This window comes from Citrobacter amalonaticus (assembly GCF_037053465.1).
Taxonomy (GTDB): Bacteria; Pseudomonadota; Gammaproteobacteria; order Enterobacterales; family Enterobacteriaceae; genus Citrobacter_A; species Citrobacter_A amalonaticus_H.
In genome coordinates this window covers 24271-42922 of the sequence record NZ_JBALIF010000004.1, presented here as the reverse complement: position 1 = coordinate 42922, position 18652 = coordinate 24271, and the positions used below count along the sequence as shown (strand labels likewise).

The window sequence follows — 18652 nt, the reverse complement described above, 5'->3', positions numbered from 1 at the left end:
TTCTGTCTCCTGACGACTAACGTTTAGCCAGCTTTCACACTGCTGACCGTGCAGGTGCTACCTGAGCAGGTAAAGTTGAGTTCAGGACGTCCGCCAAAGTCATTCACAAACGTCAAAACCGGATGAGAACCTAATGCTGAAGCGCTGCCACCCAACGCGACGCTGCCTTTAGGATCGACCATAACAGGTTTAAAGCCGCTGACATTTTCCGCTTTTGCCGTTGCAGCCGCTTCCACAATGGTGACGTAATAGGGCGTCGGATTATTCAGGACATATCCTTCGCCCTGGCGAGTTAACGTCAGTTTTTTCTGGGCTTCATTCTCATTCCCCTTCGCCAGCGCCAGACTTGCCGGGCGATAAAACATTTTTACCCTTGTCTGCAGCGCCAACTGGAGCGTATTAGGTTTATTACTTTTCGGTGGGATCTCCCGCACATTGAAGTAGTAAAGCGTTTCGCGATCGCCAGGCAAAGAGGCCAGATTGCCTGTCGCCTGTATTTTTATTTGTCCCTTAGCACCTGGCTCGACACGCTGAAGCGGGGGCAATGCGGTCAGTGGTGACTCAATTTTGTTACCTTTGTCATCTTCAACCCAGGACTGCGCCAGATAGGGCAGCGTTTTATTCTGGTTTGAGATCGAGACGCTCATTGAGCTTCTCCCGCCATCAAAGACAACACGGGTACGATCGAGAGCGATAGCCGCATCCGCTTGTTGCGCCAGGAGAATCAGAGTTAATGTACACAGCGCCATACGGGCTGTTTTTGGGATCGTTGTCATTTCAGTTTGCTTTTCCAAAAGTAGTGAGAGTTAACGTCTTGAACATTAAGGGTTACAGGTGGGAAATTCACCGCATCATGCGCTTGCCCACTGTGACATTTTCTATTCCGGGCGGCATGGCAATAACAGCCCTTTGCCCAGCGCCGGTAATGGCGACGGCAGAACAATCCTGCACTGCTGATCGTCACTCCAGCTCACACTCATTTTTTCTCCAGGGCGAATCCCTGCGAGCCAGACGCTACCGCCATCGCCAATAATCCCTGTCTGAGCGTTGTCATCGTTGCGAACTTCCGAACCGAACGGCGGTGAACTACCATCTGCGAGTTTGATAATCGCCATGGCTTTTTCTCCCGCAAGAATGCCAAATTTTCGATAGCCGATAGCCCCTTCGGTTAATGTGCCCTCCACGACGGAACGTGTGGCGTCCACATTTTCTGGCAGGGCATCGAGATCCACGTTGATACTGCTGTGGTAGTAACTACTAATGTCACTGACCACGGCTTTACCGAAAGTGTTGGTGTGAACGACGCCGCCGTATCCCCGAATCGGCACACCGCTGACGCCATCGGTATCCACTAACATCCGCGTCCCGCCAGCGCTGTTGGTACGGTGCAACGCCACTCCGTGTGCCGTCGCCGTCATTCCGCCCTGGAGTGACATACCCAACGCGCTATCGGAATGTCCTGTCATACTGGCATTCGCCGACAGGCTGGCTGCGTCGCCGTCATGAGTGAAATAGCCGCTTCCTGTCCCTTCGCCATCACTTGTTGTGCCGACATTCAGGCGATAATTGTTGTTGTCATCAATGCGGTCATAAAAACCCACCGTGTGGCTGGCATCACTGCCATTCACCTGACCGTTATAACTCAACGTGCCGCTCTCACCCCAGGGAACCGTCACCCCCAGATACATGCCGTCATCGTTGGTTCCGTCGTACTGCGTGCGGAATGCAGAAAGGTTCAGGTTAATATTTTTAAAACGCCCGATATCAACAAAGCTGGAGACTGAAAGATTCCACGTGTCGCTAGCTGCACGATCCCAATAGGTCTGATGACTATAGTTCAAATACGCACTTATATTCAGAGAGCGAAACTGCTTATTCATGGTGATGGTGTAAAGTTCTTTATTGTCTCCAGAGTCTTCACCATCGTGATAGCGCTGCTCAAGATACTGGCTCATATTCATATAATTACGTTCAGAGAACCGATATCCGGCGAACGTGACCTGGCTGTCGTACTCCTCAAATCGCTTGGAATAACTCACACGATATGAGTTGCCGCGTTGAGTTTGTTGCCCTGGTATCTCTGCCTGTGAACGCGTAATATCAACAGCGATTGCACCAAAGTTCAGTAAATCGCGTCCGATACCAAATGCCACAGAGTTATAGTCACCGGCAAAGACGCCTCCGCTGTAAATTGACCAACCACTGTTAATCCCCCATGAAAACTCACCGGTAACAAAGTCTGGCCCCTGTATGTGATGGTCATAATCAGAAGGCTTACCAAGCGCAATTTTGTACCGCACAAGACCGGGCCGGGTTAAATACGGGACATTCGACGTATCCACCTGCCAGGTCCGCACGCTACCGTCCTGCTCTTGTACTTTTACATCCAGCGTGCCGGAGACCGCCGAGTTCAAATCCTGAATACGAAACGGCCCGGACGCGACAGTTGTTTCATAGATGACGCGCCCCTGCTGACTAATTGTCACTTTGGCGTTTGTTTTAGCGACACCCGTCACTTCAGGCGCGTAACCTCGCAAATTTGGCGGCAGTTGTTTATCATCCGTCGCCAGACTCACACCGCTAAAACGGAAACTGTCGAACAGCGATGAATCCAGATAGTTTTCGCCCATCATCAACTGTGCCTTAAGGGAAGTAATCGCGCGGTAGGTGTAATAGCGACTCCAGTCCCAGTTACGTTGATTGCCAGAGCCTTGTCCCGCCAGATATTGCGCCTGCCAGTCGGCACGAAGACGCCATGGCCCGATATTGGCCCCGGCCGTACCGTTACCACTGATATTTTGGCTCCTTCCGCCTTCTTTCTGACGTGTCGACATGGCATTCATGTTGTAATCAAACAAAATACCCGGGATACCATTGTCCCAGCGAGAAGGTGGATCCCAGTTCTCAGCGGTATATTCGAGATAGGCCTGAGGGACGCTGATATACAGCGCTCCGTTGCCTAAATCCGGTTGGATTACTACGCCTTTTAGCGAACTGATGTCGAAACATTGGTTGTTATGCCACCAGGTAGCCGCCTTTAATGAACTCTCTTTCAGGCCCAGCAGTTTAACAACGTCAGGGGTCAGGCAGGCCTCACTCCCTTTGGGATCATCATCCGGTGCCAGAAACTCAATAGTCTGTTCTGGTAATTCTGATTTATTAACATGGATAATGAGCTGGTATTTCCCCGGCATTAAATATCCAGCCTTTGAAAACTGACTCAAATCAATATTTGAACGCTCTTTAACATCTAATACATCGGTGTTGAACTCTATGCTGTCGTCAGCGTATACCACATGCGCAAGCCCCAGACTTAAATACAGGCTTATTACAATTGGGTTCAATGCTTTTTGGGATACCCTGACAAGTCCATTTTTCACTTGTGAAGTTTTCATCGTGTTCACAATTGGTATCGTCAAAAGTAATCAACTTTAAAACGCAGCACTGAGTGGAAATTACCCGCTTTAAGCCGGTGATTATTACCCATTAAGCGCAAGGTATAATCTACGCGCTGGTTATCCGTCGTCAGGGGAATAGACGGCATTGGCTTTCCGGGAAAGGCGATATTTCCGGCTGCATCACTGATTTGCAATCCAATCCCTGAAGCGCCACTTAAATTGAAAATATCTCCCTGAGCGGGGCCATCAAAAGTGGTCTGAAATTCATGTAAGCCAGCCCCTGAAGCAGAATCAGCGCCTGAATCACAATTCACAAAGTGAAGCGAAAAGGTATGCTCTGCTCCTTCACCATTCTGGACAATATCGCCCATCGTGGCGATACCCAAATCAATGGTTTGCTCAAGATCATCAGTGACGATGGCACAGGGCGTATCAATGATACTTCCTTGCATGCTGACGCGACCCTGCTCAATAGACTGGGCGCATACTAGCTTTCCCGAGCACATCATCATCATGAAAGGAAGAACAATGGTTTTATTACGCCGTTTCATCTTCACGCTCAATGTATTTAACCAATGACCATTGCCGTACCCGCCACATCGCTGATGACACAGCAAGATGAATGCGGATGTCTTGCGACATCCGCACGAATTTTTACTGATAAGAAAGCGTGAAATCGGCAACAGACTGGAAGCTGCCCGGGACGATGGTGGCAGAAGCACCGTCACCCTGAAGATAAGCAGAAAATGCCAGCGTGTTATTGCCGTTCTGCAGTTTTTGAGCCGGTGACGGGGTTCCCAGGGTAATCACTTCACCAGAACCGTTAGTGATCGCAATAGACGCGCCTTTTGCGGTACCGGTAATCCCTAACAGGTCTGGGTTACCCACAGAAGGTGCTCCCGTGAAGGTGGCCTGCACGGTTTTCAGCGTGGCTGTATCACACTGTTCCAGTTTGATATCAAAAGGTTGGGGTTGAGACGTACCGCCGTTTTTCAGCGCAACGCTTGAAACTTCACCCAGTTTCACAGTCTGATCAACCGTGTCAGGAGAAATAGAGCAAGGCGCATCAATAATTGAGCCAACGAAAGTCACAGTGCCATGCCCCTGATCAGCCGCCTGCGTCGCGCTCATAGCCATACCGGAGGTTATTGCAACTGCAATAACGATTTTTTTCATGTCCATTAAATTTCTTCCTAAAATTAAACATATAATATATAACGACTGCCGCTTAATAATATTTTAAAATAGCCCTATTCAGGAATTTCGCCAAAGCATCAGCCGTCATAATCAACATATATAAACAGCTTCATTTTTGGATAATAGGGTCGGATCAAAATAAAATTAAAATTAAGCGAAAGTAAGAATAATCCTCCTCCGTTAACTTAACAATTGGAAATCAATCCAAATTCGGACAATTCACCCCCCTCTCCCAGATGAACTCCGGAAGAAGGCGAGCAAGAAAAAAGATTGTAACCATATGATTTTAAATTAAAAAACAACCAGCTAACCATGAAATCACTTAAGGAAAAATATAAAATCTGAAACTCAATTAGCTATATGCCTGGACTTTCATATAAAATAAGTCAATACATATTATTCCCAAATAAAGAGCTGAATATTTTACTTGTTCCTGCACTAGCATCATCAATGAGTCCAATTTTGGATGGAAGTTTTCGTTTTCAATGACAGCATGGCTATCTGCATTTATTATCTCAGGCATAATACAGTGTATTTGCAGGAACGCAGTGAATATCTCAAGATGATTTCTACGTTGTTGCAAAAGAATAAAATTATGAATGTTAAGAAAAACAGAAAAATTACATGAGTATAACAATGACTAAATCTGAACCCGAATTACGCTCAGGACCATCATTAGCGTTTACGCTTGCTGGGGTATCGTTCCCTCGCCCTGATGAAGAAATTAAGCAACTCTTTGATGCTCTAAAGCCGTATGGAGACGTTCTGAGTATTCCCGCCAAATATAAATTAGCAATGACTTGTAAAGACGAGAAGGTCATTTATTTATTGCATAAGGGATACTTCTCCTATCGCTATCATGACACGGGAATGATTATCTCCTATTTATATCCCCCGCTCGTTATTGGATTGGGGAACATATTTTCGCATTGCAGCGCCGGGTATCATCGTGCTGAAGTCCCTGCGAAAGTCCAGCGTGTGACGGAAAGTGACCTCAATCGTTGTCTGGAGAATAACCCCCACCTCTGGCAGAACATTACGGTGATATTGGCCTATGCCCTGTTCCGTACCGTCGCACAAAATGCATTGGTCGCCCCCCCAAAAGCCTATCAAGTCGTTCGCAATCTCTTAATCGACCTGAACCAACAGCCCGAAGAAATTAAAAAAACGGTGTCAGCACCACGCTATATTCTTGATCGTGCGCCTTTATCGCGCAGTACCGTTATGCATATTATTTCTGAATTGCAACGTGGCGGTTATGTGAATACTGCCTGGGGAGGATTTTTAACCGGAATGAGCAATCTACCGGAAAACTTCTGAAAAGCTCACCATTTCTTTGAGAAAATTTTGCGGTCTTTATGACTCGTCCCCTTCGCGTCTGAAAGGTGATTATAAAGGTCTTTGCGAACATCCTTTGTTGACGCTGCACCCGCAAGTGCAGCGCTACCGAAATTCCCCGATCTGTTCTGATTGCCCGCAGACTAATACATTGACGGTTCCACCGGGTGGCTGTCCCCTGGTATGTGCGGAGATTTAACAAAAACGCCTTTCCAGGGCATTTTCCCGTTATTTACCAGAAAATGGGCTTCACCGGGATCGCAGTGCAGTACATCCCCCGCCACTAATGTGTGCGGCTCACCGTTCAGATACACCGTCACTTCACCTGCCAGCGTGTAGAAAATTTCGCAGGCTTCAATATGACGATGATTGGGGAAGGACTGGCCCGGCTGGATCACAACGACGCCCATATCGCATACCGGACCACGAATGAGATACTTAGGGCCATTGTCGCCAAAACGGTACTCATGTTGCGCTTCATTGGTTTTAATCATTGCGATCTCCTTTTACAAACCCGGCGCTTTCCACAAAGAGGTGGTTAACCCGTGATCGACCAGCCCTAGCTGCTCCTGATACACCGCCTGCCATTTTTCCCGAGACGCCAGATACAGCTCATGCTTCGCCATATCCGGCACATGCTCCCGTTCCCAGCACACCAGTCGCTCCCCGGTTTCCGCCATAGACGACCAGATCCCCGCCCCGACGCCCGCCGCAATCGCACAGCCCAGCGCCGTTGCCTCTTTAACCACAGGAACGTTAACGGTCAGCCCGGATACGTCCGCCAGAATCTGGCTCCAGAGTTTGCCTTTTGAACCGCCTCCGGCAAACACCAGCGAAGTCGGATGAATACCAGTAAAATCAGCTATTTGTTGTAAATTACAGGCCGATACAATCGCCGCATTCTCTTCCAGCGCGCGAAACAGCGTGGCTTTGTTACATTTTTCCGGGTCTATGGAGAGGTTGATAAACGAAGGGGCCGCGTGATACCAGCTTTTAAAACGCATCCTGTCCGAGAAAATCGGCATGATGCCCCACGCCCCGGCGGGCACCCTGGAGGCCATCTCCTCAAGTAGCGTATAGGCGTCAACGCCCAGACGTTCGGCAATCAGTTTCTCTTCGGCACAAAACGCATCGCGGAACCAACGCATCGTCAGGCCGGTAAAGAAGCTGATGGATTCGGTTTGTACCATGCCAGGAATAACGTGCGGATTAACGCGAACGTTCATCTCAGGATCGACAATCGGCTCGGGTAAATTGACCACCTGCTGCCAGAATGTGCCTCCCAGCACCGCAGTTTGCGCAGGACGCACAACCCCAAGCCCCAGACAGCCCAACTGAACATCGCCACCGCCGACCACCACCGGCGTGCCTGCCCGCAACCCACACTGTGCGGCGGCTTTGGCGGTGACGCTTCCCAGCAACGTTCCCGTCTCTTTGACCGGGGAAAGAATGTCGGCGCGCAGCCCGGCCATTTCCAGTAAAGCGGGCCTCCAGTTGCGCGTTTTGAGATCCAACAGGCCCGTTGTACCAGCATTGGAAGGGTCCACCGCCAGTTCACCACTGAGCATATACGCCATCCAGTCGCTGATCATCGTCACCGTCGAGGCGCGACGATAGATATCCGACCGATGGTGAGCCAGCCACAGCAGGCGAGGAATCGCACTCAGCGCCAGCGTCTGTCCGGTACTGCGATAGACATCATTTTCGAAAGTGTAATCGTGGATCTCCTTCAGCTCGCTGACCTCTCTTGCAGCTCTCGCATCCACGTTCGCGCAGGCCCAGACAGGCGTTCCCTCTGCGTCATAGACCACAATACCTTCGCGCATCGAACAGGCCGCAACGGCTGCAATCGCCTCTGGCGCTATGGCGGCGTTATGCAGCGCCTGGCGGATGCATTCACAGGCCAGTTGCCAGTTTTTTTCCAGATCAAATTCCATTGAACCGGGAACATCCGGAACGGCAAGATGCCGCCATTCCGCTTGTCCCACGGCAATTTGTTTGCCTTCCAGGTCGAAAATCACCGCCCGGACGCTTCCGGTTCCGGCGTCCAGCGCCATCAGATAATGTGCTGATTCAGAGGGGGTACAGAGTCGGGCCATTGTTTTAGTCCTCGGCTTATTATTTCTTTCAGGTCGTCAATGCGTTCTCCACGGTACAAACGGAAATTCGGTTACAGCCCTGCGGCGCCAGCGCGCAGCAGATTCGCTTACTGGCCGCTGACAATCGCGGCGGCAGTGTCCTGGTCGGTGACCAGCGCGTTGATATATCCCCCTTTCATCGCCGCAGCGATCGCTTCCGCTTTATTCACGCCGCCCGCCACACCAATCACCGTCGGGATCGTTTTCAGCGTGTTGAGGGTTAATCCAATCAGTTCATCGTGGATTTTCATGTCAGGGATTACCTGCCCTTCGGCATCAAAGAAATACCCCAGAATGTCCCCCACCGCGCCTTTGCGCCCAATCATCAGTTGCTCCCCCTGAGTGATATAGCCAGAGCGAATGATGGTGGCCTCCTCTTTCTGGTTGATTGCGCCGATGCCGACAATCGCCGCGTCAGCGGCCTGCGCTGCCAGCAGCACATCCTGCACGCTGTTTTCATTTTTTAAGGTACGGGCAATCTCCGCCGAAGAGGCGCGAAGCGGTGCCGGAATAATGCTCACCGGGCAGGCGGCATTCAGTTGTCCAATCCCTGTCATATAAGGTCCAACGCCGCCCGACAACGTGACCAGACGAATTTGCTGGGCTGAGATAAACCCGCTGAGCCGCTTTAAGGTATTCATGGTCGCTTCACCGAAACCCGCCGCCAGAATCTGCTGCGGCTGTAACGACTCCATCAACATGTGCGCCGCGCCAATCCCCAGACGAACACTCGCATCCGCACCAGACAGACCAGGGATCACGCGCACATTGTTCAGGCCAAAGCGGCTGCGTAATTCGGTTTCATATTCAAGACAGCCCTCAAAACGAGAATTAATCTGCACGCGAATAATCCCGGACTGATGGCCTTTTTCCAGCAGCCGCGACACTTTAAGACGCGTCAGTCCCAGTTTGTCGCTGATGTCGCTTTGCGTCATACCATCGTGGTAGTAGAACCACGCGATGCGCGCCACCAGCTCTTCTTCACTCATTCCTTGTTCGGAGATCATTGGGTCATTCATTGTCATCATTCTGTCTTCACTTTGAACATATCTAAATTCTGAACACAATTGTTCATTCATTACTCGTTAATAACTGTGACTTAATGCACATTTCAGTTATGCATGCATGAACAAATTAAATTACGATGATCATTTTAGCATAAAACGTGATCTGTTCGTCGGTTTTATGAGCAGTTAGGCCATAAGGTTATGAACAATTCGAATAGCACAATACATTTGTTCAACCCAAAGCGATACGGGTGAACGGAGGTGACATGCAAATGAGTCAGGAAAAGATCGCACCGCTGCTCAGCGCCCGATCGGTTCACAAACAGTACTCCGGTGTCAAGGTACTGAAAGGCATTGACTTTGTGTTGCACAAAGGTGAAGTGCATGCGCTATTGGGTGGAAATGGCGCCGGGAAATCGACGTTGATGAAAATCATCGCCGGGATCACCCCTGCGGATAGCGGCATTATTGAGATCGAGGGAACCCGCTGCACAAAACTGACGCCGGTGCTGGCGCATCAGTTGGGGATTTATCTTGTGCCGCAGGAACCGCTCCTTTTCCCCAGCCTGACGGTAAAAGAGAATATTCTCTTTGGCCTGCCCAAACATCAGAACTCAACGCAAAAAATGGCCGCCATGCTGGTCGCGCTGGGGTGTCAGTTTGATATCAATAGCCCCGCGGGTTCACTGGATGTTGCCGACCGACAGATGGTTGAAATCATGCGTGGGTTAATGCGTGATTCCCGCATTTTAATTCTCGATGAACCGACCGCATCGCTCACCCCCGCCGAAACGGATCGCCTGTTCAGCCGACTGCGGGAATTGTTGAGCACGGGCGTCGGGATCGTCTTTATCTCCCATAAGCTGCCCGAAATACGCCAGATTGCCGACTGTATCAGCGTAATGCGTGACGGCACCATTGCGCTTTCCGGGAAAACGGCGGACCTGACCACCGACGACATCATTCAGGCGATTACGCCAGCATCCCGAACGAACGCCCTGAGTGCAACACAAAAGCTGTGGCTGGAATTGCCCGGTAATCGCTCACAGCACGAAGCGGGGACGCCGGTTCTGACCCTGGAGAATCTGACCGGGGAAGGATTTATGAACGTCAGCTTCGACGTGCGCGCCGGGGAAATTTTAGGCCTCGCGGGGCTGGTCGGCGCCGGACGTACCGAACTGGCAGAAACCCTCTACGGGCTACGTCCCCTGAGAGCCGGACGCGTACTGCTCTCAGGGCAGGATATCTCGACGCTGTCCACCCGCGAGCGCCTGCTGCACGGGCTGGTTTACCTGCCTGAGGACAGACAATCGTCAGGGCTGAATCTGGACGCGTCGCTGGCGTGGAATGTCTGTGCATTAACGCACAACCACAGCGGTTTCTGGGCTAAACCGGAAAAAGATCGCGCCACGCTCGAACGTTACCGCCGCGCGCTCAATATCAAGCTGAACGATGCAGAACAACCCGCCCGCACGCTCTCAGGCGGTAATCAACAAAAGATCCTGATCGCCAAGTGCCTCGAAGCCTCACCGCAGGTGCTGATTGTGGATGAACCCACGCGCGGCGTGGACGTTTCTGCCCGCAATGACATCTATCAGCTCATCAGAAGTATCGCGGCGCAGAATGTCGCCGTGCTGTTTATCTCGTCAGATCTGGAAGAGATCGAACAGATGGCCGATCGCGTTTTCGTCATGCACCAGGGAGAAACCGGCAGTAAAGCGTTACAGGGCGACGAAATCAATGTCGACACCATCATGCACGTTGCCTTTGGCGACCACGGTTCAGGGACCACGCAACAGACAGGAGAGGCGCCATGTTGAAATTTATCCAGAATAACCGCGAGGTGACCGCGCTGCTGGCTGTCCTGCTGCTGTTCTTTCTGCCGGGCTTTCTCGACAGCCAGTACCTGGGTATTCAGACGCTGACGATGATCTTCAGCAGCGCCCAGATCCTCATGCTGCTGGCGATGGGGGCGACGCTGGTGATGCTGACGCGCAATATCGACGTTTCGGTTGGCTCGATCACCGGGATGTGCGCGGTTCTGCTGGGGATACTGCTCAACGCGGGATACCCTCTGGCGCTGGCCTGTGTGGCGACACTGCTGTTGGGTTTGCTGGCGGGATTGATCAACGGCGTGCTGGTCGCGTGGCTCAAAATTCCGGCGATTGTCGCCACGCTGGGGACGCTTGGCCTCTATCGCGGCGTGATGCTGCTCTGGACCGGTGGGAAATGGATTGAAGGTTTACCCGCAGAACTAAAACAATTGTCGATGCCGGTTTTCCTCGGGATCTCCGCCATTGGCTGGCTGACTCTGCTGCTGATGCTGCTGATGGCCTGGCTGCTGGCAAAAACCGCCTTTGGCCGCTGTTTTTATGCTACCGGCGATAATTTACAGGGCGCGCGGCAACTGGGCGTGCGTACCGAAGCCATCCGGATTCTGGCCTTTTCGCTCAATGGCTGTATGGCGGCGCTGGCCGGTATCGTCTTTGCCTCGCAAATTGGTTTCATCCCCAATCAGACCGGAACCGGGCTGGAGATGAAAGCCATTGCCGCCTGCGTTCTTGGCGGGATCAGCCTGTTGGGTGGTTCAGGGACGATTATTGGCGCGGTTCTGGGCGCCTGGTTCCTGACCCAAATAGACAGCGTTCTGGTCCTGCTGCGCATTCCGGCCTGGTGGAATGATTTCATTGCCGGTCTGGTTTTGCTGGCGGTCCTGGTGTTCGACGGTCGCCTGCGCTGTGCGCTGGAACGCAACCTTCGTCGCCAGAAATATGCCCGCTTTATTCCACCGTCACCGCCGCACCCGTCAGTCAAAAAGGATGCTGACCCGGTGGGCGCCGCCAAAAAACGTGAGGTAGCCTGATGACTCGTTTACATCGTTATGGCTGGGAACTGGCGCTTGCCGCGCTGCTGGTGATTGAAATTCTGGGATTCGGCGCGCTGAACCCACGCCTGTTGGATCTGAACGTACTGCTGTTCAGCACCAGCGACTTTATCTGCATCGGTATTGTCGCTCTGCCTTTAACCATGGTGATTGTCAGCGGCGGGATTGATATCTCATTTGGCTCCACGATGGGACTGTGCGCTATTGCGTTAGGCGTCATGTTCCAGGGCGGAATTCCGCTCCCGCTGGCGATCATCCTGACGCTTGCGCTCGGCGCGCTGTGCGGATTGATCAACGCCGGGTTGATTATCTACACCGGGGTAAACCCGCTGGTCATCACCCTCGGGACGCTGTACCTGTTTGGCGGCAGCGCTTTATTACTGTCCGGGATGGCGGGAGCGACCGGCTATGAAGGGATTGGCGGTTTCCCACAAGGCTTCACCGATTTTGCCAATCTCGACGTGCTGGGGCTACCTGTGCCGCTGATCTTCTTCCTCGTCTGCGTGATCTTTTTCTGGCTGCTGATGCACAGAACCCATGCCGGACGTAACGTCTTCCTGATTGGACAGAGCGCCCGCGTCGCCCTGTACAGCGCCATTCCGGTAAACCGCACGCTTTATGCGCTGTATGCCATGACAGGTTTCGCCTCCGCGATCGCGGCGGTGCTATTGGTCTCTTATTTTGGCTCCGCGCGTTCCGATCTCGGCGCCTCTTTCCTGATGCCGGCCATTACCGCGGTCGTTCTGGGCGGGGCCAATATCTATGGGGGGTCCGGATCGATTCTCGGAACCGCTATCGCTGCGCTGTTAGTGGGCTATTTGCAGCAAGGTCTGCAAATGGCTGGTGTGCCCAATCAGGTATCCAGCGCCCTCTCCGGCGCGCTGCTTATTGTCGTCGTCGTAGGTCGATCCGTCAGCCTGCATCGTCAACAAATTAAGGACTGGCTGGCGCGTCGCCGTGCCAGCCGTCAGCTCGAAAACCCATTGCCCTAAAGGAAAAGTACATGACTATTCAGAGCATTAAAAAAATTGCCGTAATCAGTACCCTTAGCCTGGCGGCCTTTACCCTTAACGCTTACGCCGTAGAGCGGATCGCGTTTATCCCGAAACTGGTTGGCGTGGGATTCTTTACCAGTGGCGGTAACGGCGCCCTGGAAGCCGGTAAAGAGCTGGGCGTCGATGTCACTTACGACGGACCGACCGAGCCCAGCGTGTCCGGTCAGGTTCAGCTCATCAATAACTTCGTCAACCAGGGCTATAACGCCATCGTGGTTTCCGCCGTTTCGCCTGACGGTTTATGTCCGGCGCTCAAACGCGCGATGCAGCGTGGCGTGAAAGTTCTCACCTGGGACTCCGATACCAAACCGGAGTGTCGTTCGTATTACATCAACCAGGGCACACCGGCCCAGCTAGGCAGCATGCTGGTGGATATGGCGGCGAATCAGGTGAAGAAAGAGAAAGCCAAAGTCGCTTTCTTCTATTCCAGCCCAACGGTGACCGACCAGAACCAATGGGTGAAAGAGGCAAAAGACAAAATCGCGAAGGATCATCCGGGCTGGGAGATTGTCACCACCCAGTTTGGCTATAACGACGCTACAAAATCGCTGCAAACCGCGGAAGGCATTATTAAAGCTTACGCCGATCTCGACGCCATTATCGCGCCGGATGCCAATGCCCTCCCCGCCGCCGCTCAGGCCGCTGAGAACCTGAAGAACACCAATGTGGCGATTGTTGGATTCAGTACGCCTAACGTGATGCGCCCGTATGTGGAACGCGGCACGGTGAAAGAGTTTGGCCTGTGGGATGTGGTCCAGCAGGGCAAGATTTCGGTGTATGTCGCTGACGCATTACTGAAAAAAGGCGAGATGAATACCGGCGACAAGCTGGATATTCCGGGCGTCGGCCAGGTTGAGGTTTCCCCTAACAGCGTTCAGGGGTACAGCTACGAAGCCAAAGGCAACGGCATTGTTCTGCTGCCTGAACGCGTGGTGTTCAACAAAGAGAACATCGGCAAATACGATTTCTGATTTTTAGTCCCTCACAGTGGAGCAGATCATGGCTGATTTAGATGACATTAAAGATGGCAAAGATTTCCATACGGATACGCCACAACGCAACACCCCGTTTACGCTGAAAGGCTGCGGCGCGCTTGACTGGGGGATGCAGTCCCGCCTGTCGCGCATTTTTAATCCCGACACGGAGAAAACGGTCATGCTCGCCTTCGATCATGGCTATTTTCAGGGACCGACCACGGGGCTGGAGCGAATTGATATCAATATCGCCCCCCTGTTTCCGCTCGCCGATGTCCTGATGTGTACGCGCGGGATCCTGCGTAGCGTTGTACCACCCGCCACCAATAAGCCGGTGGTACTTCGCGCCTCTGGTGCGAACTCCATTCTGACGGAGCTGAGCAACGAGGCAGTGGCGCTGTCAATCGACGACGCCGTTCGCCTGAACAGTTGCGCCGTCGCGGCGCAGGTCTATATCGGCAGTGAATACGAGCATCAGTCGATTAAAAACATCATTAATCTTGTCGACGCCGGGATCAAAGTGGGCATGCCCGTTATGGCCGTTACGGGCGTAGGGAAAGATATGGCGCGCGATCAACGTTACTTCTCGCTCGCCACCCGTATCGCGGCGGAAATGGGCGCGCAGATCATCAAGACCTATTACGTTGATAAGGGTTTTGAGCGCATCGCGGCAGGTTGTCCTGTGCCTATCGTCATTGCTGGCGGCAAAAAACTGCCGGAACGCGATGCGCTTGAGATGTGCTGGCAGGCAATCGACCAGGGGGCGTCCGGTGTGGACATGGGCCGCAATATCTTCCAGTCCGATCATCCGGTCGCCATGATGAAAGCAGTTCACGCCGTTGTACATCACAATGAAACCGCAGAGCGCGCCTACGAACTTTATCTGAGCGAGAAAAACTGATCGAACGCGGGCCCCTGATGCGGGCCCGTGCTTTTCAAGGAGTTAACTATGCATGTCACGCTGGTGGAAATAAATGTCCATGAGGACAAAATCGACGAGTTTATCGAGGTGTTTCGCCTGAATCATCTGGGGTCGGTACGCGAGGAGGGTAACCTGCGTTTCGACGTTTTGCAGGATCCGGAAATTCAAAGCCGCTTTTATATTTATGAAGCGTACAAAGATGAAGCAGCCGTCGCGTTTCATAAAACCACGCCACACTATCAGGCTTGCGTCGCCAGGCTGGAATCATTAATGACTGGCCCACGCAAAAAGCGTGTCTTCAATGGATTGATGCCATAAGGATCTCAACATGAACCGTCTTTTTGCCGGTCTGAGCCGCGCAGAGTGCGTCCTGGAAATGCGGCGTTATCCGTTAAGTATCGGTATTCTCGCGGGCCAGTGGCTCAGGCTCGCGAAAGACCTGGAAACGCTGCAAGCGCTTGAACAACCGATCCTTCATCTGGATCTGATGGACGGTCATTTTTGTCCCCAGTTCACCGTCGGCCCGTGGGCTATCGCACAACTCCCCCAGCAGAGGATCAAGGACGTTCACCTGATGGTGGAGAATCCCTGGCCCGTCGTGCAGGCTAGCGTAAAGGCGGGTGCGCACTGCGTGACGTTGCAGTCAGAAAACACACCGCACCTGCACCATATGCTCCACTGGCTGGGTGAACAAAACGCGGATGTTTCCGGCGGCGCTATGCCGGTGCTGCGTGGGATCAGTTTGTGTCCGGCAACGCCGCTGGAATCTATTCTGCCAGTGATTGAAGAGGTTGAAATCGTGCAGATTCTGGCGGTGAATCCGGGTTACGGGAGTAAACTCAGCAAAATGGCCTTACTGAGACGTATCGCTCAGGTTGTCGCCCTGCTCAGCGCCGCCGGAAAACGCGATTCCGTTCTGCTGGCAGTTGACGGTTCGCTCGCCCTGGAAGATCTTCCGGAGATCATCGCCAGCGGCGTCGATCGCGTGGTATCCGGCAGCGCGCTTTTCAGGAATGATGCCCTGACGGATAACATCCCTCGCTGGCTTACTGCCATTCATTCCGCAAAATAAGGACGATTATGTTTTCTTACATCATGTTAGGAACAAATGACCTGCCACGCGCTATTCGATTCTATGATCCGTTGATGGAACAGCTTGGACATCCGAAAGCGGGCCGTAGTGATGAAGGCGCATCCTGGGGAACCTTCAGTGACAATCGCACCACTGGCCTGTGCGTAGGTAAACCCTTTAACCAGCAACCGGCGGGCGTCGGTAACGGCACAATGGTGGCGCTGAATGCCCGTTCCGTTGAACATATTCAGCAACTCCATGCGCTCGCGCTCAGCCTGGGCGGTACGGATGAAGGCGCGCCGGGCCATCGCCCTCATTACGGACAAGGATTTCACAGCGCGTACGTGCGCGATCCGGATGGGAACAAGCTGGCCTTTGTCTATTACGCCAAAACTGTCTGACGCCTTCATCTCCTGGCGACAATCCTGTCGGTAGTACGACACGCTGCCGCCAGGAGAGCCCGTTCAGGATCACATTTTTGCCCCCTGCCTTTTCACTTATAATAAACGGGTGTTATCATTCACCCCGTAAATACTTTTTCAACTCAACCCGAGGCTTTGATGCTGGAGAATGTCATCATCTGATAATCAGTTCCCCCGACCTTTACAGGCCGGACTGATTATCAATGCGCCGAAATCGAATGCGGACACCGCTGTGTGTTTGCACATTTTGCACATGATGATGAAACAGGTTTTCCAGTATGAATTTATCCCGTCAGGAACAACGTACCTTACACGTTCTCGCCAAAGGTGGACGTATTGCACACGTCCGCGATGCTTCAGGCCGCGTCACCGCCGTTGAATGCTACAGCCGCGAAGGGCTGCTGCTTGCCGACTGCACGCTCGCCGTCTTCAAAAAACTCAAAACCAAAAAGCTGATCAAATCCGTCAACGGTCAGCCTTATCGCATTAACACCACCGGGCTGAATAACGTCCGCGCCCAGCCCGATAACCGTTAAGGAGAGGATCATGGATATCCCACGCATTTTTACTATTAGCGAAAGCGAACACCGCATTCATAACCCCTTTACGCCTGAAAAGTACGCCACGCTGGGCCGCGTGTTACGCATGCAGCCAGGAACACGAATTCTTGACCTCGGCAGCGGCTCGGGAGAGATGCTCTGCACCTGGGCACGCGACTACGGTATTACCGGCACCGGTATCGACATGAGCCCCCTGTTCACCTCTCAGGCAAAGCAGCGTGCGGAGGAACTCGGCGTCAGCGATCGCGTGCAATTTGTTCATAACGATGCGGCCGGATACGTCGCGGATGAACAATATGATGTCGCGGGCTGCGTCGGTGCCACCTGGATTGCCGGCGGTGTCGCCGGGACGATGGCGCTGCTGGCACAGAGTCTTAAACCCGGCGGTATGATCCTCATCGGCGAACCTTACTGGCGTCAGGTCCCCGCAACGGAAGAGATTGCTCAGGCCTGCGGCGTCTCCTCCATCGCAGACTTTCTCACGCTTCCTGACCTTGTCGCCTCATTCGGCGAACAGGGTTATGACCTGGTCGAAATGGTGCTGGCAGACCAGGAAGGCTGGGACAGATATGAAGCGGCGAAATGGATGACCCTGCGCCGCTGGCTGGAGAATAACCCTGACGATGATTTTGCACCGGAGATCCGGGCAGAGCTGACAATCGCGCCAAAACGGCATGTCACCTGGACCCGGGAATACTTTGGCTGGGGCGTGTTTGCGTTAATAGCACGATAGCATAGAGCAAGCGGTACAGCCCGAAAGGACTGTACCGCTTTTCAGTTCTTCCAGCCATTGCGCTCCCTTTTGCTATGCCAGCACCTGGCGGAAACGTGAATGCAGATTTTAACTACCGCTTCTGAAGTAAAAACACCATTATCGGCAATGAAAGTTATGAATACCCACGATCATCCTGGTGAAGCCTTAGTCCATTAATGTCAGATGAAAATAAAGCGGCTTATCATCTGATTCAAACAGGCACAAAATATTCGCGGACTGATCCTTGCCGCTGTGAATTTTCGCCACCAGCTCTGTAGAAATAAACTGTTTACCCAGCGCTTGTGAATAGTTGTTTACCTGAATACTGTCCCTGATGATTTTTGCCTGACTGAGCAGGCTCACCATCTGCGGATTCTCTTTCATGACTCGCTTTCCGTAAGCGAGGCACTGGTTTGCTGTGCTGATATCGCTGGCGTGTGCGGCAAAACTGCCTGCGCACAGCAGAATCATGCAAGCATTTAACAAACACGTGGTGAATTTCATCGTCGTTCCCCGGTTAAAAAGGCACCATTGCCTCCTTAACCCTACCCTGTCACAGGCGGGTTAACAACGTTCCGTCAGGGCAAAAATGGAATCAATAAAACCCTGTGCGGCCCGTAGGGACAACCGGAATACACGTTTAATCACGAGGACAGTCGTGATGGCAAGGTCAGAATAGCGCTGAGGTTGTTTTAGTGGTACCCACGGGGTCGGGCTGGTATGTCGCGAGCTGAATATCCGCGAAATCATTTACACTACGAATGCCATCGAATCAGTCCATTATCTGAGGCTGATTAACGCACAGGAGAAATGGACAATGCCCATCCAGAGCTGGAATTTGACATTGTCACAGTTAGCTATTTATGTTGAAGGGTGGAAGAATAACGTGATGACGCTGTAGAATTTTAACGTAACACAGAATTCTGAACGC

Annotated in this window: 19 protein-coding genes and 2 pseudogenes; 12 read left to right on the top strand and 9 right to left on the bottom strand. The window is 52.5% G+C overall.

Features of this window, described 5'->3' with window-relative positions; all coding sequences use genetic code 11:
* Positions 1-23: 23 nt before the first annotated feature.
* The 4 genes from WB371_RS07950 to WB371_RS07935 all read right to left on the bottom strand — a co-directional run bounded on the left by WB371_RS07950 (position 24) and on the right by WB371_RS07935 (position 4574).
* Positions 24-776: a fimbria/pilus periplasmic chaperone gene (locus WB371_RS07950; protein ID WP_336219538.1), complete on the bottom strand. Its 753-nt coding sequence runs from the start codon at positions 774-776 to the stop codon at positions 24-26.
* A gap of 102 nt (positions 777-878) precedes the next feature.
* Positions 879-3395: an outer membrane usher protein gene (locus WB371_RS07945; RefSeq protein WP_336219537.1), complete on the bottom strand. Its 2517-nt coding sequence runs from the start codon at positions 3393-3395 to the stop codon at positions 879-881.
* A gap of 20 nt (positions 3396-3415) precedes the next feature.
* Positions 3416-3949, bottom strand: a complete 534-nt coding sequence (locus tag WB371_RS07940) for a fimbrial protein (protein ID WP_336219536.1) — start codon at positions 3947-3949, stop codon at positions 3416-3418.
* Between the two features lie 103 nt (positions 3950-4052).
* Positions 4053-4574, bottom strand: a complete 522-nt coding sequence (locus WB371_RS07935; RefSeq protein ID WP_420704033.1) for a fimbrial protein — start codon at positions 4572-4574, stop codon at positions 4053-4055.
* A 657-nt stretch (positions 4575-5231) separates the two neighbouring features.
* Between WB371_RS07935 and WB371_RS07930 the strand changes: the two genes are divergently transcribed.
* Positions 5232-5915: a helix-turn-helix domain-containing protein gene (locus WB371_RS07930; protein ID WP_336219533.1), complete on the top strand. Its 684-nt coding sequence runs from the start codon at positions 5232-5234 to the stop codon at positions 5913-5915.
* A gap of 161 nt (positions 5916-6076) precedes the next feature.
* Here WB371_RS07930 and WB371_RS07925 read toward each other — a convergent pair whose 3' ends face one another.
* From WB371_RS07925 to lsrR, 3 genes are all read right to left on the bottom strand, one after another.
* Positions 6077-6427, bottom strand: a complete 351-nt coding sequence (locus WB371_RS07925; protein ID WP_336219532.1) for a cupin domain-containing protein — start codon at positions 6425-6427, stop codon at positions 6077-6079.
* Between the two features lie 12 nt (positions 6428-6439).
* Entirely contained in the window at positions 6440-8032 is a 1593-nt protein-coding gene (gene lsrK, locus WB371_RS07920; protein ID WP_336219531.1) for an autoinducer-2 kinase, read from the bottom strand.
* Positions 8033-8139: 107 nt separating this feature from the next.
* On the bottom strand, positions 8140-9096 hold the full coding sequence (gene lsrR, locus WB371_RS07915) for a transcriptional regulator LsrR (RefSeq protein WP_336219853.1): 957 nt from the start codon (positions 9094-9096) through the stop codon (positions 8140-8142).
* A 248-nt stretch (positions 9097-9344) separates the two neighbouring features.
* Here lsrR and lsrA point away from each other — a divergent pair, with 248 nt between their 5' ends.
* The 10 genes from lsrA to WB371_RS07865 all read left to right on the top strand — a co-directional run bounded on the left by lsrA (position 9345) and on the right by WB371_RS07865 (position 17700).
* Positions 9345-10898, top strand: a complete 1554-nt coding sequence (gene lsrA / locus WB371_RS07910) for an autoinducer 2 ABC transporter ATP-binding protein LsrA (RefSeq protein ID WP_420704032.1) — start codon at positions 9345-9347, stop codon at positions 10896-10898.
* On the top strand, positions 10892-11941 hold the full coding sequence (gene lsrC, locus WB371_RS07905; RefSeq protein ID WP_336219529.1) for an autoinducer 2 ABC transporter permease LsrC: 1050 nt from the start codon (positions 10892-10894) through the stop codon (positions 11939-11941). Before lsrA ends, lsrC begins: the two co-directional genes overlap by 7 nt.
* Positions 11941-12954, top strand: coding sequence for an autoinducer 2 ABC transporter permease LsrD (gene lsrD, locus WB371_RS07900; protein WP_336219528.1), 1014 nt, complete (start codon positions 11941-11943; stop codon positions 12952-12954). Before lsrC ends, lsrD begins: the two co-directional genes overlap by 1 nt.
* Before the next feature lie 11 nt (positions 12955-12965).
* A complete protein-coding gene (gene lsrB, locus WB371_RS07895) occupies positions 12966-13988 on the top strand; it encodes an autoinducer 2 ABC transporter substrate-binding protein LsrB (RefSeq protein ID WP_336219527.1) in 1023 nt (340 codons plus the stop codon).
* 28 nt (positions 13989-14016) lie between these two features.
* Complete coding sequence (lsrF, locus tag WB371_RS07890; RefSeq protein WP_336219525.1) at positions 14017-14892, top strand: 3-hydroxy-5-phosphonooxypentane-2,4-dione thiolase; 876 nt, start codon at positions 14017-14019, stop codon at positions 14890-14892.
* Between the two features lie 48 nt (positions 14893-14940).
* Positions 14941-15231: a (4S)-4-hydroxy-5-phosphonooxypentane-2,3-dione isomerase gene (gene lsrG / locus WB371_RS07885; RefSeq protein ID WP_336219524.1), complete on the top strand. Its 291-nt coding sequence runs from the start codon at positions 14941-14943 to the stop codon at positions 15229-15231.
* A 10-nt stretch (positions 15232-15241) separates the two neighbouring features.
* On the top strand, positions 15242-15985 hold the full coding sequence (locus WB371_RS07880) for an epimerase (protein WP_336219523.1): 744 nt from the start codon (positions 15242-15244) through the stop codon (positions 15983-15985).
* 8 nt (positions 15986-15993) lie between these two features.
* A complete protein-coding gene (locus WB371_RS07875; RefSeq protein ID WP_336219522.1) occupies positions 15994-16386 on the top strand; it encodes a VOC family protein in 393 nt (130 codons plus the stop codon).
* 299 nt (positions 16387-16685) lie between these two features.
* Positions 16686-16943: a YjhX family toxin gene (locus WB371_RS07870; protein ID WP_043001077.1), complete on the top strand. Its 258-nt coding sequence runs from the start codon at positions 16686-16688 to the stop codon at positions 16941-16943.
* Between the two features lie 10 nt (positions 16944-16953).
* Positions 16954-17700 (top strand): class I SAM-dependent methyltransferase, encoded by a 747-nt coding sequence (locus WB371_RS07865; RefSeq protein WP_336219521.1) that lies wholly within the window; start codon positions 16954-16956, stop codon positions 17698-17700.
* Positions 17701-17886: 186 nt separating this feature from the next.
* Here WB371_RS07865 and WB371_RS07860 read toward each other — a convergent pair whose 3' ends face one another.
* A complete protein-coding gene (locus WB371_RS07860; protein ID WP_336219520.1) occupies positions 17887-18225 on the bottom strand; it encodes a hypothetical protein in 339 nt (112 codons plus the stop codon).
* Between the two features lie 75 nt (positions 18226-18300).
* Positions 18301-18411: pseudogene (locus WB371_RS07855) on the bottom strand (transposase); the annotation flags it as partial.
* 46 nt (positions 18412-18457) lie between these two features.
* On the opposite strand from WB371_RS07855, the pseudogene WB371_RS07850 reads away from it, so the two are divergent.
* Positions 18458-18622 (top strand): annotated as a pseudogene (locus WB371_RS07850) (IS256 family transposase); the annotation flags it as partial.
* Between the last annotated feature and the right edge of the window lie 30 nt (positions 18623-18652).